General features: G+C 65.7%; 21 protein-coding genes. 7 read left to right on the top strand and 14 right to left on the bottom strand.

The window, feature by feature from the left end; all coding sequences use genetic code 11:
- The first annotated feature begins 100 nt into the window (after nt 1-100).
- The 4 genes from LQG66_RS27750 to LQG66_RS27735 all read left to right on the top strand — a co-directional run bounded on the left by LQG66_RS27750 (nt 101) and on the right by LQG66_RS27735 (nt 4,784).
- Nucleotides 101-3,622: a PAS domain-containing hybrid sensor histidine kinase/response regulator gene (locus tag LQG66_RS27750; RefSeq protein WP_231318867.1), complete on the top strand. Its 3,522-nt coding sequence runs from the start codon at nt 101-103 to the stop codon at nt 3,620-3,622.
- Nucleotides 3,623-3,631: 9 nt separating this feature from the next.
- Complete coding sequence (locus tag LQG66_RS27745) at nt 3,632-4,039, top strand: TfoX/Sxy family protein (RefSeq protein ID WP_231318864.1); 408 nt, start codon at nt 3,632-3,634, stop codon at nt 4,037-4,039.
- 147 nt (nt 4,040-4,186) lie between these two features.
- A complete protein-coding gene (locus tag LQG66_RS27740; RefSeq protein ID WP_231327978.1) occupies nt 4,187-4,471 on the top strand; it encodes a type II toxin-antitoxin system RelE/ParE family toxin in 285 nt (94 codons plus the stop codon).
- 10 nt (nt 4,472-4,481) lie between these two features.
- Nucleotides 4,482-4,784, top strand: coding sequence for a HigA family addiction module antitoxin (locus tag LQG66_RS27735; protein WP_231318863.1), 303 nt, complete (start codon nt 4,482-4,484; stop codon nt 4,782-4,784).
- 35 nt (nt 4,785-4,819) lie between these two features.
- On the opposite strand, the gene LQG66_RS27730 is transcribed toward LQG66_RS27735, so the two are convergent.
- Nucleotides 4,820-5,758 (bottom strand): LysR family transcriptional regulator, encoded by a 939-nt coding sequence (locus tag LQG66_RS27730; RefSeq protein WP_231318860.1) that lies wholly within the window; start codon nt 5,756-5,758, stop codon nt 4,820-4,822.
- Between the two features lie 106 nt (nt 5,759-5,864).
- Between LQG66_RS27730 and LQG66_RS27725 the strand changes: the two genes are divergently transcribed.
- The gene (locus LQG66_RS27725) at nt 5,865-6,836 is read left to right on the top strand and encodes an alpha/beta fold hydrolase (RefSeq protein WP_231318858.1); all 972 of its coding nucleotides are present in this window, start codon (nt 5,865-5,867) and stop codon (nt 6,834-6,836) included.
- Nucleotides 6,837-6,882: 46 nt separating this feature from the next.
- Complete coding sequence (locus LQG66_RS27720; RefSeq protein ID WP_231318857.1) at nt 6,883-7,515, top strand: alpha/beta hydrolase; 633 nt, start codon at nt 6,883-6,885, stop codon at nt 7,513-7,515.
- Between the two features lie 37 nt (nt 7,516-7,552).
- On the opposite strand, the gene LQG66_RS27715 is transcribed toward LQG66_RS27720, so the two are convergent.
- The 10 genes from LQG66_RS27715 to LQG66_RS27670 all read right to left on the bottom strand — a co-directional run bounded on the left by LQG66_RS27715 (nt 7,553) and on the right by LQG66_RS27670 (nt 15,304).
- On the bottom strand, nt 7,553-8,050 hold the full coding sequence (locus tag LQG66_RS27715) for an SRPBCC family protein (RefSeq protein ID WP_231318855.1): 498 nt from the start codon (nt 8,048-8,050) through the stop codon (nt 7,553-7,555).
- Complete coding sequence (locus LQG66_RS27710; RefSeq protein WP_425601256.1) at nt 8,047-8,487, bottom strand: ArsR/SmtB family transcription factor; 441 nt, start codon at nt 8,485-8,487, stop codon at nt 8,047-8,049. The genes LQG66_RS27715 and LQG66_RS27710 overlap by 4 nt, the downstream gene beginning before the upstream one ends.
- 201 nt (nt 8,488-8,688) lie before the next feature.
- The gene (locus tag LQG66_RS27705) at nt 8,689-9,000 is read right to left on the bottom strand and encodes a 1-deoxy-D-xylulose-5-phosphate synthase (RefSeq protein ID WP_231318852.1); all 312 of its coding nucleotides are present in this window, start codon (nt 8,998-9,000) and stop codon (nt 8,689-8,691) included.
- A gap of 47 nt (nt 9,001-9,047) precedes the next feature.
- Nucleotides 9,048-10,160: a hypothetical protein gene (locus tag LQG66_RS27700; RefSeq protein ID WP_231318851.1), complete on the bottom strand. Its 1,113-nt coding sequence runs from the start codon at nt 10,158-10,160 to the stop codon at nt 9,048-9,050.
- A gap of 87 nt (nt 10,161-10,247) precedes the next feature.
- A complete protein-coding gene (rpiB, locus tag LQG66_RS27695) occupies nt 10,248-10,697 on the bottom strand; it encodes a ribose 5-phosphate isomerase B (RefSeq protein ID WP_231318848.1) in 450 nt (149 codons plus the stop codon).
- A gap of 113 nt (nt 10,698-10,810) precedes the next feature.
- Entirely contained in the window at nt 10,811-11,797 is a 987-nt protein-coding gene (locus LQG66_RS27690) for an alpha/beta hydrolase family protein (RefSeq protein ID WP_231318845.1), read from the bottom strand.
- 35 nt (nt 11,798-11,832) lie between these two features.
- Nucleotides 11,833-12,774: a GIN domain-containing protein gene (locus tag LQG66_RS27685; RefSeq protein WP_231318844.1), complete on the bottom strand. Its 942-nt coding sequence runs from the start codon at nt 12,772-12,774 to the stop codon at nt 11,833-11,835.
- 19 nt (nt 12,775-12,793) lie between these two features.
- Nucleotides 12,794-13,366, bottom strand: a complete 573-nt coding sequence (locus LQG66_RS27680) for a DUF1700 domain-containing protein (protein WP_231318843.1) — start codon at nt 13,364-13,366, stop codon at nt 12,794-12,796.
- Nucleotides 13,366-13,689 (bottom strand): PadR family transcriptional regulator, encoded by a 324-nt coding sequence (locus tag LQG66_RS27675; RefSeq protein WP_231318841.1) that lies wholly within the window; start codon nt 13,687-13,689, stop codon nt 13,366-13,368. The genes LQG66_RS27680 and LQG66_RS27675 overlap by 1 nt, the downstream gene beginning before the upstream one ends.
- Before the next feature lie 940 nt (nt 13,690-14,629).
- Complete coding sequence (locus LQG66_RS27670; protein WP_231318840.1) at nt 14,630-15,304, bottom strand: response regulator; 675 nt, start codon at nt 15,302-15,304, stop codon at nt 14,630-14,632.
- A 493-nt stretch (nt 15,305-15,797) separates the two neighbouring features.
- Between LQG66_RS27670 and LQG66_RS27665 the strand changes: the two genes are divergently transcribed.
- Nucleotides 15,798-17,423 carry an MFS transporter gene (locus LQG66_RS27665; protein ID WP_231318838.1) on the top strand — a complete coding sequence of 542 codons (1,626 nt, stop codon included), beginning with the start codon at nt 15,798-15,800 and terminating at the stop codon, nt 17,421-17,423.
- Between the two features lie 106 nt (nt 17,424-17,529).
- Here LQG66_RS27665 and LQG66_RS27660 read toward each other — a convergent pair whose 3' ends face one another.
- The 3 genes from LQG66_RS27660 to LQG66_RS27650 form a co-directional block, all read right to left on the bottom strand.
- Nucleotides 17,530-17,997, bottom strand: a complete 468-nt coding sequence (locus tag LQG66_RS27660) for a secondary thiamine-phosphate synthase enzyme YjbQ (protein ID WP_231318837.1) — start codon at nt 17,995-17,997, stop codon at nt 17,530-17,532.
- 24 nt (nt 17,998-18,021) lie between these two features.
- Nucleotides 18,022-18,600, bottom strand: coding sequence for a hypothetical protein (locus LQG66_RS27655; protein WP_231318829.1), 579 nt, complete (start codon nt 18,598-18,600; stop codon nt 18,022-18,024).
- 104 nt (nt 18,601-18,704) lie between these two features.
- Nucleotides 18,705-19,328: a 2-hydroxychromene-2-carboxylate isomerase gene (locus tag LQG66_RS27650; RefSeq protein ID WP_231318828.1), complete on the bottom strand. Its 624-nt coding sequence runs from the start codon at nt 19,326-19,328 to the stop codon at nt 18,705-18,707.
- Between the last annotated feature and the right edge of the window lie 72 nt (nt 19,329-19,400).

The raw sequence follows: 19,400 nt of genomic DNA, 5'->3' as shown, positions 1-19,400 counted from the left end.
GGGAAGATCGCTGTCGCCTCGCCTCCTGCAAACGGCTAGGTTTCCCGGATCACGGGATCAGCCCGGAGCCCTGAGACAGACGTCAGGAGACGCGCAAGCCATGCTGCATGACTGGGGCGTGATCGCGGCCGCGTTCGGCTACATCGGCTTCCTGTTCCTGGTTGCCAGCCATGGCAACCGGGCGGCCAACCGGCGGCCGCCGGAAAGCCGCGGCCGGCTGTCCGGGCTGATCTACCCGCTGTCGCTGGCGATCTACTGCACCTCCTGGACCTTCTTCGGCTCGGTCGGCTTCGCCTCGCGCAACAGCGTCGACTTCCTCGCGATCTATCTCGGGCCGATCCTGATGGTCGGCGCCTGCACGCCACTGCTGCGCCGTGTCATCCGGCTCGCCAAATCGCAGAACATCACCTCCGTCGCCGACCTCATCGGCGCTCGCTACGGCAAGAGCCAGGCGGTGGCGGCAACGGTGGCGCTGATCGCGATCATCGGCTCGGTGCCCTACATCGCATTGCAGCTGAAGGCCGTCGCGTCCTCGCTGCAGACCATCCTGATCGACGACCGCGCCTTCGCCCACATTCCTATCGTCGGCGACATGGCGTTGATGGTGACCTTCGCGATGGCTGTCTTCGCGGTGCTGTTCGGCACAAGGCAGACCGACGCCACCGAGCACCAGCATGGCCTGATGCTGGCGGTCGCGACCGAGTCGATCATCAAGCTGGTCGCCTTCCTGGCCGCCGGCGCCTTCGTCACCTTCTGGATGTTCTCGCCGGTCGAGCTGATCGAGCGGGCGATGAAATCGCCCGAGGCCGAGCGCGCGCTGGAATATGTGCCGGGCATCGGCAGCTTCCTGACCATGACCTTGCTGTCGTTCTGCGCCCCGATGCTGCTGCCACGCCAGTTCCACGTCAGCGTGGTCGAGAACGCCGACGACGCGCAGGTGTCGCGCGCCCGCTGGCTGTTTCCGCTCTATCTCGTCGCGATCAATCTGTTCGTGATCCCGATCGCGCTCGCCGGCCTCGTCACCTTCCCGTTCGGCGCGGTCGACAGCGACATGTACGTGCTGGCGCTGCCGATCGAGGCGAATTCGCAATGGCTGTCGATCCTGGTGTTCGTCGGCGGCCTGTCGGCGGCAACCGCGATGGTGATCGTCGAGTGCGTGGCGCTGTCGATCATGGTCTGCAACGACATCGTGGTGCCCCTGGTGTTGCAGCGCCAGCAGGATCATCGCGAGGTCGGCCGCGACTTCGCCGGCTTCTTGCTCGGCACCCGCCGCATCGCGATCTTCGCCATCATGGTGATGGCCTATTTCTACTACCGCGCGCTCGGCACCACCCAGCTCGCGGCCATCGGCCTGCTGTCCTTTGCCGCGATCGCCCAGCTTGCGCCGAGCTTCTTCGGCGGCCTGTTCTGGCGCCGGGCGACCGCGCGCGGCGCGATCGGCGGCATGCTGGTCGGCTTCGGCGTCTGGCTCTACACGCTGTTCATCCCGAGCTTCCTCGACACCTCGACCGCGGGCATCCTGTTCCTGCAGCACGGCCCGTTCGGGCTCGAGGCTCTCAGGCCGCAGGCGCTGCTCGGCACCGACCTGCCGCCGCTGCTGCATGGCGTGCTCTGGAGCCTGTCGCTCAATTTGCTGACCTATGTCGTGCTGTCGCTGGCGCGGCAGCCGTCATCGATCGAGCTGCTGCAGGCCGACCTGTTCGTGCCGGCGGAGCTGACGCCGAGCGCGCCGAGCTTCCGGCGCTGGCGCTCCACCGTGACCGTGCAGGACATCCAGAGCACGGTGGCGCAATATCTCGGGCCGGACCGTGCCCGCGCCTCGTTCGAGGCCTTCGCCGACGGCCGCAACCTCCCGCTCGATCCGGCCGCACCGGCGGATTTCGAGCTGCTGCGCCATGCCGAGCACCTGATCGCCTCCTCGATCGGCGCGGCCTCGTCGCGGCTGGTGATGTCGCTGCTGCTGCGCAAGCGCGCGGTCTCGGCCAAGGCCGCGCTGAAGCTGCTCGACGACTCCCACGCCGCGCTCCACTTCAACCGCGAGATCCTGCAGACCGCGCTGAACCACGTGCGCCAGGGCATTGCCGTGTTCGACGTCGACCTGCAGCTGATCTGCTCCAACGGCCAGTTCGTGGATCTCCTGGGCCTGCCGCCGCATCTGGTGCAGATCGGCAGCCCCTTGAGGGAGATCCTCGAATTCATGGGTACGATCGGCGAGCCCACCTATGAGGACAGCGACGCGCTGCTGGCGCGCCGGCTCGCGGCCTACACCACCGAAGGTGAGCCCTATCTGGAACGCCTCGCCGAATGCCACATGGTGATCGAGGTCCGCACCAACCGCATGCCGGACGGCGGGCTCGTCATCACCTTCACCGACGTCACGCCGTCGTTCGAGGCCGCCGAGGCGCTGGAGCGCGCCAATGCGACCTTGGAAAAGCGCGTGCGCGACCGCACCGAGGAGCTGACCCGGCTGAACTCGGAGCTGGCGCTGGCCAAGAGCGCCGCCGAGGATGCCAACATCTCCAAGACGCGCTTTCTCGCCGCCGCCAGTCACGACATTCTGCAGCCGCTGAACGCGGCGCGCCTCTACGTGACGAGCCTCGTCGAGCGGCAGACGCCCAGCGAGGACTCGCGGCTGGTGGAGAACATCGACGACTCGCTGGAGGCGATCGAGGAGATCCTCGGCGCGCTGCTCGACATCTCCCGGCTCGATGCCGGCGCGATGACGCCGTCGATATCGAGCTTCAAGATGGCCGACCTGATGCGCTCGCTCGAAATCGAGTTCGCTCCGGCCGCCCGCGCCAAGGGGCTGGAGCTGACCTTCGTACCCTCATCGCTTCCCGTCGAATCCGACCGCCTGCTGCTGCGCCGGCTGTTGCAGAACTTCATTTCCAACGCCATCAAATACACCCCCAAGGGCCGCGTCCTGGTCGGCTGCCGCCGGCACGGCCAGTCGCTGCGGATCGGCGTCTGGGACACCGGCGTCGGCATCCCGCCGGTGAAGCGCGGCGAGATCTTCAAGGAATTCCACCGGCTCGAACAGGGCGCGCGGATCGCCCGCGGCCTGGGCCTCGGCCTGTCGATCGTCGAACGCATCGCGCGCGTGCTCAACCACGGCATTGCGCTCGACTCCAATCCGGGCCGCGGCTCGGCTTTCTCGGTGACGGTGCCGATCGCCAAGGCGATCAACCACACCGCAGCCGTGACCAGCGCGACGCCGCTCGCCAAGACGTCGATCGGCGGCGCGCTGATCGTCTGCATCGAGAACGACCCCGCGATCCTCGACGGCATGCGGACCTTGCTGACGGCGTGGGACGCCGAGGTGATCGCCGTGGCCGACTTCGAATCCGCCGTCGACGCCGTCGAGGCGCGCGGCGGCGCCGTCACCGGCCTGCTCGTCGACTACCACCTCGACCGCGGCAACGGCATCGCCGCCATCCGCGACATCCGCCGCCGCTTCAACGAGGCGCTGCCCGCCATCCTGATCACCGCCGACCGCAGCCCGCACGTCCGCGCCGCCGCCCGCGACGAGAACATCGCCGTGCTCAACAAGCCGCTGAAGCCGGCCTCGCTGCGCGCTCTGCTCGGCCAGTGGCGCATCCAGCAGATGGTCGCGGCGGAGTAGCGAGAGGCCATGGTTGCCAGTGCGGGCTTCTCGGAGTTTCTGCGCGAACAGCTGGCGCCGCTCGGCCGCCTCACCTTCCGCCGCATGTTCGGCAAGACCGGTGTGTTCTGCGACGGCGTCATGCTGGCGATGGTGGCCGACGACACGCTCTATGTCCGGGTCGATGACGGCAACAAGCAGATCTTCCAGGAGGCCGCGTCATATCCGCCGCTCAACTACACCAAGGGCGGACGCGCCATCGACCTCGCCTTCTGGCGCGCGCCTGAGCGATTGTTCGACGAGCCCGACGAGCTCGTGACCTGGGCCCGTGCAGCGCTCGCCGCCGCGCATCGCGTCGCGGCCCGGCGCTCACCTGCGCCGGCGGCAAAGGCCGGTCGACGTCGCAAGGCTGGTCCGAACCAGCGCCGTCAAGATTAGCCTCAGCAGAAACACATCCGGGGTTTGATGGCCCATCCAGCACGTGATGATGCAGAGTTCGCCTGAGCCGAGTTCCCGATGGTCGAGACGTCTCGATGGAGCAGCTTTACGCTTTACGTATCTCGTAATTCTTCCTATATTGCCGGCATGATTGTCGGCTACCGGGACAGAAGGACCGAGCGCTTTGCGAATGGCGAAGTTGTTCGGGAATTCTCCGGGTTCGCCCGGCAGGCGGAGATACGGCTCGATCGGCTGGAAGCCGCAACAAGCTTGAAGGATCTTGCCGCCTTGCCGGGCAACCGGTTGGAGAGGCTCAAAGGCAATCGGCAGGGCCAGTACAGCATCCGCATCAATGATCAATGGCGGATCTGTTTTGAATGGCCCGCCGGCTCACCCGGCCCAGTCAATGTCGAGATCGTCGACTATCACTAGGAGGCACGCCATGGCACGCAGCCCCATTCATCCGGGCGTTCATCTCGCCGAAGAGCTCGACGAACTCGGCCTATCGGCCGCAGAGCTGTCGCGCCAGCTCGACGTGCCTGTCAACCGGATCACCGCAATTATCAACGGCCAGCGCGGCATCACCGCCGATACTGCGTTACGCCTGGGCCACTGGTTCGGGACCAGCCCGGATTTCTGGCTCAACCTGCAAAAGATCTACGAATTGCGATTGGCGCAGCAGGAGGTCGGCGACCTCGTCAAAAGGCTGCCGACCCGTGCAGGACTTCGGACGCAGGCTGGGTAGGGTGCAGCGGATCTGAGGCGCGATCAATTCCGCCGCTACGTCACGGATCGTCGCCGCGTCGTTGCCTGTCCAAGGCTATCCCCCATCCGCTCCACCAGGTAGTCCACGAACACCCGGATGCGCGCCGGCATGTTGGCGCCGCCGACGAAGACCGCGTGAAAGACTTCCTTGTCGCCGGGATTGAACGATTCAAGAAGCGGGACCAGTCGTCCCTCCACGACCGCGTTCCCGAGGCTGAAATTGCCGACGCGGGCGATGCCGACGCCATCGAGAGCCAACTGGCTTAGCGTGTCGCCGCTGTTGGCTTCAATCGCGCCTCGCACCTTCAGGGCGTAGTCGATCCCGTCGCAGCGGAACGGCCAGACCGGCTCGGCGCGGCGAAAGCTGAAGTTCAGGCAATTGTGGTTGTACAGGTCTTCCGGCGTCTCGGGCACGCCCCAGCGGGCGAGGTAGTCGGGCGAGGCGACGACGGTGCGGCCATTCTCGCTGAGACGGCGTGCGGTGAGCGCGCTGTCGGCCAGCGGACCGCCGCGAACCGCCACATCCGCCTGCCCCGCCGCCACATCGACGAGCCCGTCGCTGAGGTTGATATCGACCACGATGTTCGGATAGCGCCGCACGAACTCGCCCAGCAGCGGAACAATGCAGATGCGCCCGTGGGAAATGGCGGCGCTGACCCGGATGCGGCCGCGTGGCGACCCCTGGTCGGCGATCGCCTGCTCGGCCTCGTCGAGGTCGGCCAGGATGCGGCGGGCCGCGCTGAGATAGGCGCGGCCCTCGGCGGTCAGCGTGAGCGCGCGCGTGGTGCGCAACAGCAGGCGGGCGCCGAGCCGCGCCTCGATCCGGTCGAGGGTCCGGCTGACGGCCGATGCGGTCAGTGCGAGGCTGCGGCCGGCGGCTGAAAAACTGCCGCTGTCGGCGACGGCGCAGAACACCTCGAGCTCTCGGGCGCGGTCCGCGCTGGTCATGGCCATCTTTGCGTCCAGATCAAAAATCCTTGGCTTCACTACCCTCTAATACCGCGGCCCGCCCTCGTCTAGCTTTGCCTGCATCAACAAGGCTCACCCCGAGGAGATCGCCATGAACCTGCCCCGCCTGCTGCAACGAACCGCCCTTGCCGCCACCGCGCTCACCGTCCTCACGAGTGCCGCCCTCGCCGACGCGACCGAGGCGCCGGGGGATTTCCCCAAGACCTTCCGCACCCAGGAGGTCGCGACCAACGGCACGACGCTCCACGTCCGCGTCGGCGGCACCGGGCCTGCCGTCGTGCTGCTGCACGGCTATGGCGACACCGGCGACATGTGGGTGCCGCTCGCCGCCAAGCTTGCGCAGAACCACACGGTGATCGTGCCCGATCTGCGCGGGCTCGGCCTGTCCGCCCGTGCCGACACCGGCTTCGAGAAGGCCAACCAGGCGGAGGACATCGCAGGCGTCATGGACGCGCTGGGCGCTGTAACCGCCGAGGTCGTGGCGCACGACATCGGCAACATGGTCGCCTATGCGCTGGCGGCGCGGCATTCCGACCGGGTGACCAGGCTGGTGCTGATGGATGCGCCGGTGCCGGGCATCGGTCCGTGGGAGGAGATCCTGAAGAACCCGCTGCTGTGGCACTTCCGCTTCGGCGGCCCCGATATGGAGCGCCTGGTGGCCGGCCGCGAGCGCATCTATCTCGACCGCTTCTGGAACGAGTTCTCGGCCGATCCCGCCCATTTCCCGGAAGCCGCGCGCGTTCACTACGCACAGCTCTACGCCACGCCCGGGCGGATGCATGCGGGCTTCCGCCAGTTCGCCGCCTTTGATCAGGACGCGATCGACAACCGCGCCTGGCTTGCAGCGCACGGCAAGCTGCCGATGCCGGTGCTGGCGATCGGGGGCGCAGCGTCGTTCGGCGCGACGATGGCTGCGGTGATGCGGGCCGGCGCGACCGACGTCCAGGAGCAGGTCATCGCCGGCTCCGGCCACTGGCTGATGGAGGAGCAGCCGGCGGCGACGGTCGCTGCGATCGACGCCTTCCTCAATGGACGGCCGGCCGACGCACCGTCGTCGCGCTGACGTTCACAGACTGATCCAGCGCAGCAGAGCCGGAAGGACGTCGATGATGCCGACCCATACAATTGATGATGCGATCGGAGCGGCCAACGCGTCCCAAAAGCCTGCGGTCATCTTCATCCACGGCCTGTGGTTGAAGCCCAATTCGTGGGACCGCTGGGCCGAGATGTTCAACGCCGCAGGCTATGCGGCGTTGGCGCCCGGTTGGCCGGCGGAGGTGGGCGGCGCCGCGGCGCCCGAAACCATCGGCGAGGTCGCGGCGCATTTCTCCCGCCTCTCCGAGGCGCTGGACCGCCGCCCGGCCCTCGTCGGCCACGCGCTCGGCGGGCTGATCGCGCAGACCCTGGCCGGGCGCGGGCTTTCGGCCGCGACGGTGGCGATCGATCCGGCCCCGTTTCGCGGGGGACTGCCCCTGCCGGTCTCGGCCCTGCGATCTGCCTGGCCGATGCCGCAAACCCCGGCCAGCTCCGGCCAACGTGGACCGTTGCTGATCATCTCCGGGGAGCGCGACCACACCCTGCCGCCATCGGTCGGCCGCGCCGCCTATGAACGGCAGGAGCGCAATCAGGACGCCGTCACCGAGTTCGTCCAACTTCCGTGGCGCGGTCACGCGCTGACCATCGGCAGCGGCTGGCGCGAGGTGGCGGAGGCAGCGCTGAATTTCGTGAGACGCTTTCTCTAGCGCCTCACCTGGCGTGTCATTCAGGGCTCGACAGCCGCTATAGCTGACCTGTCGCCGTCTCGACGTGCCGCGCCAACTTCTCCAGGGTCTGGTAGCCGTACTCGACGGCGCCGAAGCCGATCGTCCAGTCGCGCTGTGCCTTGGTCGGATGCAGTTGCCGCAGCGTGATCACGGTCTTGCCGTCGCTCTGCTCATGGAACGTAATCGTGGTGCGAAACCGGGCTGGATCGTCATCCATGTCCGAACCATGATCGATCTCGATCAGGTGCGGCGGCTCGATGCGCCGAAAGCACATTCGATTTGAAAATCGCTGGCCGTCTGGCGCGACCATATCGAAGCGCCACATGCCGCCGACGCGAATGTCGATCTCCCTGCTTTCGATCTTGAACCCCGCCGGTCCGAACCAATTCAGCAAATGCTCCGGCTCGGTCCAGGCCGCAAAGACGACATCACGCTTTGCCTTGATGACACGCGAGAGAACGATCTCGCGCTCGATATCCCAGTGGGCGAGAGCGGCGTCCGGAGTTGAGGTCATGGCGATTTCCTGTGCTTTGAGGATATCGTGTGTGGTTGGGCGCGTCGGTCGCGACGCTTTTTCCCTGGCGGCTTCTGCTCGAGCGTCGCGACATAAGCCTCGAGCCGGTCAAGGCGGGCTTCCCAGATGGCGCGCTGCTCGATGAGCCAGTTCTCGGCCCCCTTCATGGCGCCCGGCATCAGGCGGCATGTGCGGACACGGCCGTGTTTCTCCGACTCGACGAGGCCGCCGGTCTCCAACACACTGATGTGTTTCATCAGGCTCGGCAGTGCCATGTCGAACGGCTGAGCGAGTTCGCCCACGGACGCCTCGCCTTGCGAGAGCCGCGCGATGATTGCGCGCCGCGTTGGATCGGCGAGCGCGCTGAACACGTTGTCGAGGCGAGGAGGATAGTTATCCATGCAGCTAACAATGGACGTGCAGCGGCCAGCTGTCAACAATAGTTTTCCAATTGGATAACTATCTGTGGCCCGGCTGCGCAGCGGGAGGCGTCCGCTCCTCAGAATGAGCCGGCAACACCGCCCGGCGATTTCGCAACCGTCGGCATTCGGACGCAGGTTGCAACGGATCGGAGGTCCGTCGATTTCACCGTGCATCCGTCAGCGGAATCAGCGGAAGCAGTGCAAACGTCGCTGGCCTCATTCGGGGAGCTTTCCCCGGATGTCGCGCCAGTATTCCTCCAAGACGTCGGGATCGATTTCGATCCGCGCGGAGCTCTCGGCGTAGAGACGATCCTGACCGTCCTTTCGCGGACCGGAAATCCAAAACCGTTCGCCGGTTTCGACATCGAAATAGTTGGCCTTGTATCCGCGTCCCTTCAGGCTCTGAAAGGTGCGCCCTCCGTAGCTGATCGACTTGCCGGTCTTAGAGAACGTAACGCAGCCAATCCGCGCCGGCCCGTTCAGCGATTCCGACTTGTTCTCGATATACATGATGCGCGCTTTCGGCATCGGTCTTCACTCCGAATGTCCTCACCGGTCAGATGCTCGTCCGCCACTCACGACCGCTTCAGGCGGCGCAACCAGTCCTTCTCGGCTTCCGCGCGCAATAGATGAATCGTCCGATAGGCACGCGTTAGCGAACCCTCCTCGTAGGATTTTCTTTCCGAAAGCATGACGATCCAGCTACTGATCGCATCGTACTCATCGACCCGCAGCCCGTACAAGCAGTCGAGCAGGAACTGATCCCACCATTCGGGATTGGGCGTACGGTCGAGACAATTGACCAGCGCATCGGCTGCGAGCAGGTTCTCTTCGGGATTTTTCGCCGCCAGACACAAGATGCTTTGCAGATAGTATCGGAACGCGTCCGGCGCGAACCTGAAGAATGCGTCGGAATGGCCGTTCCAATCCTGCAGCGTAATCTCGCGCCAGTCCCTGCCGGCAAACCACAGCACATCCTCGTCATCGGCCACCGGAATTGACCGATTGATCAGAACGTCCGGCTTCTCGCGATGAGCGAAGGCGCGTTCGATCTGCCTGACGAGCCGCAGCGCGGGCGCGTCGTCTCCGGTCTCGAGTTCGACGGCCCGTTTGGTCGCAGCTATCACCGCTGCGTCGACAGCGGCGAGAAACTCCGCATTCTCCTTGTTTCGCTTCAGCAGAATATCCAGTCCCAGGAATATGCCGGAGACGGCGTCGCGCGCGCCGGCCTTGCCCGTCATCTCCCGCAACAGCGCCAACGCACGATCGGGCGGCGCGACGCGCGCCACGAAGTCGCCGACGGCAAAGGCCGGATCTTCATCTGCCACATGCTCGAAGTTGGCGGCCATGCACGCGAGCAGGCGTTGGGCTTGGATCGCCGACAGCTTCTCACGCTCGAGGTAGAGCCCAGTGACCAGATGGAACAAGCCTCGCCTTCCGGTCAGGAGGGGATTGGCGAGCAGACGGCAGACGAAATCAATATGCTGCTCGGAGATCGAGGCAGCGGTCAGAAGCGAGTCCGAGAATGCGTCGGCGACCTCCTCCGAAACCCGGGCCGCATCAGCCGGCTCGGCATCGACAAGGCGACGATAGGCGAATTCGAAATCCAAGGCTCTCTCCTGACCGGCGCCCGGCGTTTTGGCTTGGTGTACCTGTCCAGAAAAGCAACCAGAATGGAGCCCGCGCAATCGAGATGTAGGGATTGGGTGAACGAATTCAGACCAATCGCCGCGAGCTCGATCGCGGCATCATTGTCCGGACAAGAAGCGACGGCGCTACTCCTCCAGCGCGGTGATCATGTCCACCCGCGTCGCATGCCGGCCGCCCTCGAAATCCGCAGTGAGGAATGCGTCGACGATATCGAGCGCCAGGCCTTCCCCAACCACGCGCGCTCCGATCGACAGCATGTTGGCGTCGTTGTGCTGGCGGATCATCCGCGCCGAGAACGTGTCCGCGCAGACGCCGCAACGGATGCCCTTGACCTTGTTGGCGGCCATCATGATGCCCTGGCCGGTGCCGCACAGAATGATGCCAAATCGGCAATCGCCGGAGGCGACGAGCCGCGCGGCCGCTTCACCATGCTTGGGATAGTGGGTGCTCTCCGGCGTCGTCGGTCCGATATCGACCACGACCCAGTCCTGCCGCGCGAGACGAACGGCAATGGCCAGTCGCAGCGGAATGGCGGCGTGGTCGCTGGAGAGCACGACACGGTTGCTGGCTGTCATCGAGAAGGCGTCCTGTTTTCTGAGGCAAGTGAGCGGGTCGGCCGAGTTGGATCAGTCGTGCAAGGTGCCGTCCATGTTTCCAGGGTCGCGGCGAACGGAGCCGACGTGAGGCCTCACTCCGCCGGCCGGGCCAGCCGGGCCCGGAAGAAGGCGAGCACGTCGGCGTTGAACTCTGCGTGGAAGGCAACGCGGTCGAAGTCCGGCGCATCGGCACAGAGGTCGGACTGCGCCTGGACCAGCGCCGGCGGACAAAGGAAGAAGGCGAAGTGGCCGGAGTTCGGCACCACCCGATAGTCGTGCCCCGCCGGAAGGTTGGCGTCGACGAAAGCGACATGGCTGGGCAGCACGCCGTCCCCGCCCCGGCTCGATGCCCAGAGTTGAACCGGCACGTGGATGGGTGCCAGGCTCTCGGCGGAGAAGAAGATGGCGGGTGGATCGGCAAGCACTGCAGCTTTGATCCGCGGATCATGCGTCAGCGGTTGCGAGGGATATCGCTTGTCCAGGATCTCCTGGCAGAACAGCCGCCGGGCTTGCTGACAATGATCGAAGGCCGCTCCCGGCCAATCCGGATCGGCGCCGAGGAGTACGAGCCCGGTATAGCCGCCGCGGGAAAAGCCGAAGAAGCCGATCCTGTCATGATCGATGTGTGCAGCGAAGGGCGACGGGCCGACCATGAAGTCGATCAGCCGTTTGATGTCGGTGGGCCGCTCGACGAACACCGAGAGATCGCCGGACCGGCTCAGGTCCTGCGCGGTATCGCCGGGATGATTGATGGCCGCGACCATGAAGCCGTGGTCGGCGAGCGTCTCGGCCGTATCGTGACTGCCGAGAAGCGAGCCGCCGCGCCCGTGCGACGCCGCGACGAGCGGCAGATGCGCGCCTGCCAGCGGGCAGTCCTTGACCCCCGTCAGGATGAAAACGCCGACCGGGATCTCTGCCGGCTTTTCGGCGCAGGGATACCAGACGAGACCGTGAATCGCCGGTCCGTCGGCGTCCGCGGGAATGTCGATCGATCGCACGCCGGCCGCTTGCGCCAGCGTCGCGGTAAGACAGATGGCGAGCAACGAAAGAGCTCTGCAGGCACTTTTGAAAGCGGACATCGGCTTCTCTCCTCGGTGATCTCTCTCGTGTAGGTCTACGGCACCTGCTTGATCTGCCCGGAACCCGAGACGTGCGAGTTGATCCGCGCCACGGCGCCGTGCAGTCGCACGACCGCGCTGCCGGAGACGGAGATATCGGCATCCTGTCGCGGCGCGAGGTCGACGTCGCCGCTGCCGTGAATCGTCGCGCTGGTGCGATCGGCGATCAGCCGACCCAGATCGGCGCGGCCGGAGCCGGCCGACTCCAGTGACACCTCATGCGCCGCTCCACTGGCGGTGACGACGCCGCTGCCGCGCAGCGTGATGTGCAGCGACTCCTGCCTGCTGTCGGCGAGGTTGAGATTGCCGCTGCCGTGGAGGTTCGCCGTGGTTGTCCGGGTGACGAGACGGCCGAGATCCACCCGACCCGAGCCGGCTGCTTCCACAACGGCCTCGTGGACTTCGCCGCCAGCCGTGACCGCGCCGCTGCCATGCGCCGTGATCCGCACCACATCCTGGCGAATGTCGGCGAGGTCGAGGCGCGCTGAACCATCGATTGTCCATGACGTAACCGCGGGGCCGGAGAGCTGGACGACGAGATCGTCGGCCCGAAGACAGTCGACCAGGTCGCCCCACTCGGCCGTGTCCCACTCCAGCTGGCCGTCACGCAGGCGCACGTGGCCCGCCAGGTCTGCCTCACCGGTGACGCTGGCCTGCGCCGTCGGCCCCGGCTGGAAATGCACGTGCGCCGGAATCCTGATCCTGACGGCGTCGCCGCCCGGCCAGGCGAGATCGACCGTGCGGCGCTCGCGCGATTGGGTCTCTCCTGACCATGGCATGGCCACGCAGCCTCTGGAGGCGCCTGCCCAGGATCTGCGTGCCCAGGACAGGTCACCGCCGTCGACCCAGTCCTGCGCCGACGCCAGCGCCGTGATGACCCCGCACGTTACCGCGATGCCGAGCGACACCACCGCGATCTGTCCTAGCCGTTCACTCATTGCGCACCTCCGATCCTGGTCAAGCGTGGTCGTGTTCCGGCCTGAGCAGCCGGTAATGCAGCCGGGCGTAATTGCCGAGCATTCTCACCGCAACATTGAGCGCCAGCAGCAGCAGCGCGCCGCAGCCGATGCTGCTGGCGACGAGCCCGATGCCGGCCACCGCGCGTAGCGCCATCGCGACAAGCGAGGCGAAGTGTCCGATCTTGAGCAGACTGAGCAGCAGGCCGATGCCAACGATACCCAGCACGAAGACCACGAGGCCGACCGCCAGGGTCACCAGCATCACGGCGAACAGCAGCGGCAGCAGCAGCAGGATGTCGACGGTGGCCAGGCCGCCCAGTGCCAGCAGCACGGCGGCGGAGTTGCCCAGGCTGCGATGCTTCTCCCAATGGCGCAACCCGGTCTCGGCGCGCAGCTCGCGCGCTAGCCGCCGCGGGTCGCCCAACGCCGCAGCCACCTCCGCCTCGCCGCGCCCGGAGGCAGCAGCTTCATCGAAATAGGACATGTAGTCCGCGATGATCTCGTCGATGTCATCAGCCGGCAGCCCGGCGAGACCGTCCTTGAGGAGGCCCAAGAAGGCGACGCGGTCCATCAGCGTTCTCCCAGCAATGTGTTGACGGCATCAGCAAAGCTTCGCCACTCGCGCTTCTGCGCCGTGAAGGCGGCGCGGCCGGCCGGAGTGAGCCGATAATATTTGCGCGGCGGACCGCTGTTGGATTCGGCAAGACGGGTTTCGACCAGCTTGTCGTCCTGCATGCGCCGCATCAAAGGATAGATCGTCCCCTCTCCGATGCCCACGCCAGCCGCCAGCGAGCTGGCAATCTCGTAGGCGTAGCTCTCGCCCCGCGCCAGCAGCGCCAGCACGCACAATTCGAGCGCACCCTTCTTCAGCTGGACCTGCATCTGTTCCGTCATGGCTAGAAGGTATCACAAGGTACCTTGCATCGCAAGGTACCTGTCTATGACAGACAAAACGTGACGGCGCCACGACCATAAATCGTGGGGGCTCGTCTACAGACGTCGAAATTCTTGGTGTGGCGGCCACATTTTCATTTCTTTTTTCCAGAAATCATGCTACGAGTCGCGCCATCCCGTGCCCGCCATGAGGGGCGCTTCGCGATCGTCACGAACGTGGGGCGCGGGATGCGGTGGGCGCGTCGGGTCGCAGCGTGATTAGTCATGCCGACGAACGATCCGGCGCGCACGGTCAAGCCGTGTGGTCCTGGCATCCCGTTGCTGATGCCAAGTCCGTGACGACGGTGTTGCGGATGACGGGGGCAAGAACGCCGGTCCCCGGGGAGAGCGCGGAGCAGCCGTTAAAGCCATCGCGCAGGGAGGGCCGGGTCGTCCGGCTGAACCTGTGGTTCCTGCCGCCTGCATTTTTTTCGCAGGCGGGCCACGGGCCTCAGTCGAGGTCCGGCCTTCCCTGCGCCCTCTGTTTCGGAGAGGGCATATGACTGGCAAAGCTCGGACGCCGATGGCGCCGCGAGGCGGCGAAGGTGCGTCGCGAGGTTAGGAGAGCTCGGTGAACGCTGTCGGTCGACACGCGGCGAACAGGCGCCTGATCGCCGGCGATGATCGGCAGATCTTCACGAGCACGGCGCCAGGAATGCAAATTTACTATCCCACGCTCCATCGTCGTCATGGCCGGGCTTGTCCCGGCCATCCACGTCTTTCGGCGCCTGGAAGAACGACGTGGATGCGCGGGCCTTCGCCGCGCCGAAGCGGCTTCGGCCGCGCAGGCGAGACAAGCCCGCGCATGACGAGCCAACCAACCGGCATCATTTCTCGTGGCAATCAGCCGCCACACACCAAGCCGCGCGAGATGACGGCGCCATCCGACGATGCCAACCCGTCACTTCCCCGTCGGCGTGTCCTGCCGCCAGGCCGAGCCCGCGATCTTTGCCGCCGCGATCACCGCCTGGGTCCGGCTCTCGACCCCGAGCTTCTGCAGGATCGCCGAGACATGCGCCTTGATCGTCGCCTCGGAGACGCCGAGCTCGTAGGCGATCTGCTTGTTGAGCAACCCCTGCGACAGCATCATCAGCACCCGCACCTGCTGCGGGGTCAGCGTGACCAGGCGGTCGCGCAGCTTGGTCATTTCGGGGTCCGCCCCCGCGGCGAGATCGGTGTCCGGCGGCACCCAGACGTCGCCGTCCATCACCTTCATGACGGCGTCGCGCAGCGTCTCCACCCCGAACCGCTTCGGGATGAAGCCGGACGCGCCGAAATCGAGCGAGCGCCGGATCGTGGCGCCATCGTCGCTCGCCGACACGATCACGACCGGGATCGCCGGATATTGCGCGCGCAGATAGATCAGGCCCGAAAAGCCGGAGATGCCGGGCATGTTCAGGTCGAGCAGCACGAGATCGACCTCGGAATCCTTCTCCAGGAGCGCGGTCAGGTCCTCGAACGAGCCGGCCTCGTCGACCACGGCCTCCGCGAGCACGCTCGCGACAGCCTGCCGCAGTGCATTGCGAAACAGCGGATGATCATCGGCGATGACGAGATGGGTGCTGGCAGCCGCCATACGTTTTCTGACTTGACCTTACAACCTGACTTGACCGTGCACTGCCGCAACACGTCGCCGCGCGCGGTTTCCAGATGCGACATTCACCCGGAGAGAAGCCCGCCCTTCTCCGCAACGAATCTCGCATCCACCGCACCAGAGACGCCGTTCGGCCCTGCCAAAATACTCACCCGGCGGCTGGTTGCATGCAAGCATGCAATTCCACCTGCGGGAAAGGCGGTTAATCCGCCCCTTGTGCGACGCAACATCGATAGCGCGACGGCCAATGAGCGAACTTGATCCGCCGCAATGTCCCCACCTTTCCGCAGGCCGCAGCCGCCAGAGCCGAAAGTCGTATTGGGGCCGGTTTCACTGCAATGTTACTTAAGCCGCCAAGGCCTCTGCGAACCACGCCGTCCAAGTCCGGCATGCGGGGGCGAAACGATCATAGCAACATCTTGGGGAGCGAATGCCAATGTCAACAATCGTAGCCACGCAAGCGAGAACGGGAGGCATGACGAAGGACGAGCGCTTCGTCATTCTGGCGTCCTCTCTCGGCACCGTGTTCGAGTGGTATGACTTCTACCTCTACGGGTCGTTGGCCTCGATCATCGGCGCGCAGTTCTTCTCCGCCTATCCGCCGGCCACCCGCGACATCTTCGCGCTGCTCGCCTTCGCCGCCGGCTTTTTGGTGCGCCCGTTCGGCGCCATTGTGTTCGGCCGCATCGGCGACATCGTCGGCCGCAAATACACCTTCCTGGTCACGATCCTGATCATGGGTCTGTCGACCTTCATCGTCGGCATCCTGCCGAACGCCGAGACCATCGGCTTCGCGGCGCCGGTGATCCTGATCGGCCTGCGCCTGCTGCAGGGCCTCGCGCTCGGTGGTGAGTATGGCGGCGCGGCCACCTATGTCGCCGAGCACGCCCCGATGGGCAAGCGCGGCTACTACACCTCCTTCATCCAGACCACCGCGACGATGGGCCTGTTCCTGTCGCTGCTGGTGATCCTGTTCACCCGCACCATCATCGGCGAGGCTGAGTTCGCCAAGTGGGGCTGGCGGGTTCCGTTCCTGGTCTCCGTGCTGCTGCTCGGCGTCTCCGTCTGGATCCGTCTGCGCCTCAACGAATCGCCGGTCTTCCAGAAGATGAAGGACGAGGGCAAGAGCTCGAAGGCACCGCTGACGGAAGCCTTCGCCAACTGGAACAACGGCAAGATCGTGCTGCTCGCCTTGATCGGCGCCACCATGGGCCAGGGCGTGGTCTGGTACACCGGCCAGTTCTACGCGCTGTTCTTCCTGCAATCGATCCTGAAGGTCGACGGCTACACCGCCAACCTCCTGATCGCCTGGTCGCTGCTGCTCGGCACCGGCTTCTTCGTGTTCTTCGGCATCCTCTCCGACAAGATCGGCCGCAAGCCGATCATCCTCGGCGGCTGCCTGATCGCAGCACTCACCTTCTTCCCGATCTTCAAGATGATCACCAGCAACGCCAACCCGGCGCTGGAGAAGGCGATTGAAGCGACGAAGGTGGAAGTGGTGGCGGATCCGGCCGGTTGCGGCGATCTGTTCAATCCTGTCGGCACCCGCGTCTTCACCGCGCCTTGCGACACCGCGCGTGACTTCCTCGCCAAGTCATCGGTTCGCTACAGCACGGTCCCCGGACCGGCCGGCTCCGGCGTCAAGGTGACCTTCAACGGCAAGGAAGTGCCCTACACCGACGCCAAGGCGAGCAATCCGGCCTTGACCGCCGCGATCGGCGAATCCGGCTATCCGAAGGCGGGTGACGCCGGCATCGTCAAGATGGCGCATCCGTTCGACGTCTTCCGTCCGCAGGTCGCCGCGATCGTCGGCCTGCTGTTCATCCTGGTGATCTTCGTCACCATGGTGTACGGCCCGATCGCCGCGATGCTGGTCGAACTGTTCCCGACCAAGATCCGCTACACCTCGATGTCGCTGCCCTACCATATCGGCAACGGCTGGTTCGGCGGCCTGCTGCCGGCGACCGCCTTCGCGATCGTGGCCTCGACCGGCGATATCTATGCCGGCCTCTGGTACCCGATCACGTTCGCCGTGATCACGGCGGTCATCGGCTTCATCTTCCTGCCGGAGACCAAGGACGTCGACATCCAGTCGACCTGACCACGGCGCGGGCGGTCACGCCGCCCGCTTCTTCTTCAAACGAACGGCCGCGGATCGCTCCGCGGCCGTTCCGCGTTTCGGCAGGCGGCGTTTCTTCTTTATGGCGTCAGGCAGCCCCGATGAACTGCAACACGACCTCGCGAATGTGCGGACGAGACCGATGCTCGATCAGATAGATTGCCTGCCAGGTCCCCAGCATCATGCGGCCGTCCGTGACGGGCACCTGCAGCGACACCGAGCTCAGCATCGTCTTGATGTGCGCCGGCATGTCGTCGGGCCCCTCGGTATCGTGAGCCCAGCCGGCATTTTCAGGTGCGAGCCGCGCCAGCGCCGTGGTGAGATCATGCAACACGGTCGGATCGGCATTTTCCTGGATCGTGAGCGACGCCGAGGTATGGCGGACGAAGGCGGTCACGACGCCTTCGCGGGCGCCCCCCTCGCGCAGGAAGGCCTCGACCTCACGCGTGAGATCGGTGAAGCCACGGCCGGAGGTCTGCACCGTCAGGGTCGAGGTCACGACCGTATTGATGGCGGCTGTCGAAGGTGCCGTTCGCGATGTCGATCTCGCGGGCATGCGTTCAGCCTCCCCGGCTCGGTCTCAGATCTTGCCCGAGACGTCCTTCTGCACCCGCATGGCCATGTCGAGCAGCCGGCGCCAGGCCTGCTCGAGGAAGCCCATCATGCGGTCCATGTCCTGATCGCTGGGCAGCGGGATCTCGAGCTTGCGCGTACCGTCGGCGGATTTCGGCTCGCCCGGCTTCTCACCAGTCCTGTCACCAGCCTTGGGCTCGGGCTTCTTCAACTGATCGGATTTGGGCAGCGCCTGATCCTTCGGCAGCGGCTCGTCGATCTTGCCGGAGATGCTCTGGTCGCGCGAGGCGAGCTGGCCCTTGAGCTTTTCATTCTCCGCCTGCAGCCGTCCGATCTCGGCGTCGAGCGCGGCGCGCTCGTCGGGCACGGCGTAACAGGCCCAGCCCGAACCGGCGCTGTTGTTGCAGGTCGAGACCGCGCCGGTCCGGGTGTCGAGCCTGACCACACCGTCCGGCGTCGTCGACATCGTGTAGCGCCCCCTGTCGTTATCGGGCGCCGTGTCCTCGGCCGCCGACACTTCTCCGCACAGACCACCCAACACCAAGAGCGCGACGAGCGGCTGCCGATATGACTGCATCAGACTCATGGCTGGCTCTCCAGGGCGTGCTCGAAAGACGGCGGCCATGCACGCCGGAATTGTGTCGCCGCCAAGACGTTCCGTCCGGTGCGGTCACCTGCCACAGGCTGCACCTAGGTCTCGCACGTATAGGCCGAGCGGCCGGATTTCAACGCATCCGCCAGCAGTTCGAGCCGGTCCTGGCCCCAGAACACCTCGCCATCCAGCACATAGGCGGGCGAGCCGAACACGCCAGCCGCCAGCGCATCCTGCCGGTTCTGTTCATAGGCCGCGCCAACCGTGTCGGTCGCGGCCCGCGCCAGCAGGTCGCGGCCGGACAGTCCGGTCGCATCGGCGAGGCCCGCGATGACGTCCGCATCCGCAAGGTTCAGCTGCTGCTCCCAGATCGCCGGGAAGGCGCGCTGCAGGTAGGGTTCCGGATCGAGCCCCGCCTGCAGCGCGGCGATCACCACGCCGTCGGCAAGCCTGGCATTGAACGGCCAGTTCTTCGGCTGAAGGTGAAATTCGAGGCCGCGCTTGTCGCGCCAGCGCTTGAGCTCGACGATGCGGTAGCGCTGCCGCGCCGGGTGGCGCTTGGCGAGCGGCAGGCCGCCGGTCTCGGCAAACAGATCGACCAGCATCACCGGCTTGTGGTTTACGGCGACGCCGTGGCTGGCGGCGATGTCGCGGAACAGGCGGTGCCCGATATAGGCCCATGGCGACTGCAGCGAGAAATAATAGTCGATCTGGCGCGACATGCGGGTTCCCACGCGGCTTGGGGGTTCAGCGACATCGGATCAGACGGTCACGGAGCGTGCAAGATTGCAACT

Source organism: Bradyrhizobium ontarionense (assembly GCF_021088345.1).
Lineage (GTDB): Bacteria > Pseudomonadota > Alphaproteobacteria > Rhizobiales > Xanthobacteraceae > Bradyrhizobium > Bradyrhizobium ontarionense.
The sequence above is the reverse complement of the archived record's forward strand: the minus strand, read 5'-3'. Positions and strand labels throughout refer to the sequence as shown.

Excerpts from the sequence above, each read along its gene's own strand:
- LQG66_RS27750 (WP_231318867.1), top strand. The coding sequence starts at position 101 with ATGCTGCATGACTGGGGCGTGATCGCGGCCGCGTTCGGCTACATCGGC.
- LQG66_RS27745 (WP_231318864.1), top strand. The coding sequence starts at position 3,632 with ATGGTTGCCAGTGCGGGCTTCTCGGAGTTTCTGCGCGAACAGCTGGCG.
- LQG66_RS27740 (WP_231327978.1), top strand. The coding sequence starts at position 4,187 with ATGATTGTCGGCTACCGGGACAGAAGGACCGAGCGCTTTGCGAATGGC.
- LQG66_RS27735 (WP_231318863.1), top strand. The coding sequence starts at position 4,482 with ATGGCACGCAGCCCCATTCATCCGGGCGTTCATCTCGCCGAAGAGCTC.
- LQG66_RS27730 (WP_231318860.1), bottom strand. The coding sequence starts at position 5,758 with ATGGCCATGACCAGCGCGGACCGCGCCCGAGAGCTCGAGGTGTTCTGC.
- LQG66_RS27725 (WP_231318858.1), top strand. The coding sequence starts at position 5,865 with ATGAACCTGCCCCGCCTGCTGCAACGAACCGCCCTTGCCGCCACCGCG.
- LQG66_RS27720 (WP_231318857.1), top strand. The coding sequence starts at position 6,883 with ATGCCGACCCATACAATTGATGATGCGATCGGAGCGGCCAACGCGTCC.
- LQG66_RS27715 (WP_231318855.1), bottom strand. The coding sequence starts at position 8,050 with ATGACCTCAACTCCGGACGCCGCTCTCGCCCACTGGGATATCGAGCGC.
- LQG66_RS27705 (WP_231318852.1), bottom strand. The coding sequence starts at position 9,000 with ATGCCGAAAGCGCGCATCATGTATATCGAGAACAAGTCGGAATCGCTG.
- rpiB (WP_231318848.1), bottom strand. The coding sequence starts at position 10,697 with ATGACAGCCAGCAACCGTGTCGTGCTCTCCAGCGACCACGCCGCCATT.
- LQG66_RS27690 (WP_231318845.1), bottom strand. The coding sequence starts at position 11,797 with ATGTCCGCTTTCAAAAGTGCCTGCAGAGCTCTTTCGTTGCTCGCCATC.
- LQG66_RS27685 (WP_231318844.1), bottom strand. The coding sequence starts at position 12,774 with ATGAGTGAACGGCTAGGACAGATCGCGGTGGTGTCGCTCGGCATCGCG.
- LQG66_RS27680 (WP_231318843.1), bottom strand. The coding sequence starts at position 13,366 with ATGGACCGCGTCGCCTTCTTGGGCCTCCTCAAGGACGGTCTCGCCGGG.
- LQG66_RS27675 (WP_231318841.1), bottom strand. The coding sequence starts at position 13,689 with ATGACGGAACAGATGCAGGTCCAGCTGAAGAAGGGTGCGCTCGAATTG.
- LQG66_RS27670 (WP_231318840.1), bottom strand. The coding sequence starts at position 15,304 with ATGGCGGCTGCCAGCACCCATCTCGTCATCGCCGATGATCATCCGCTG.
- LQG66_RS27665 (WP_231318838.1), top strand. The coding sequence starts at position 15,798 with ATGACGAAGGACGAGCGCTTCGTCATTCTGGCGTCCTCTCTCGGCACC.
- LQG66_RS27660 (WP_231318837.1), bottom strand. The coding sequence starts at position 17,997 with ATGCCCGCGAGATCGACATCGCGAACGGCACCTTCGACAGCCGCCATC.
- LQG66_RS27655 (WP_231318829.1), bottom strand. The coding sequence starts at position 18,600 with ATGAGTCTGATGCAGTCATATCGGCAGCCGCTCGTCGCGCTCTTGGTG.
- LQG66_RS27650 (WP_231318828.1), bottom strand. The coding sequence starts at position 19,328 with ATGTCGCGCCAGATCGACTATTATTTCTCGCTGCAGTCGCCATGGGCC.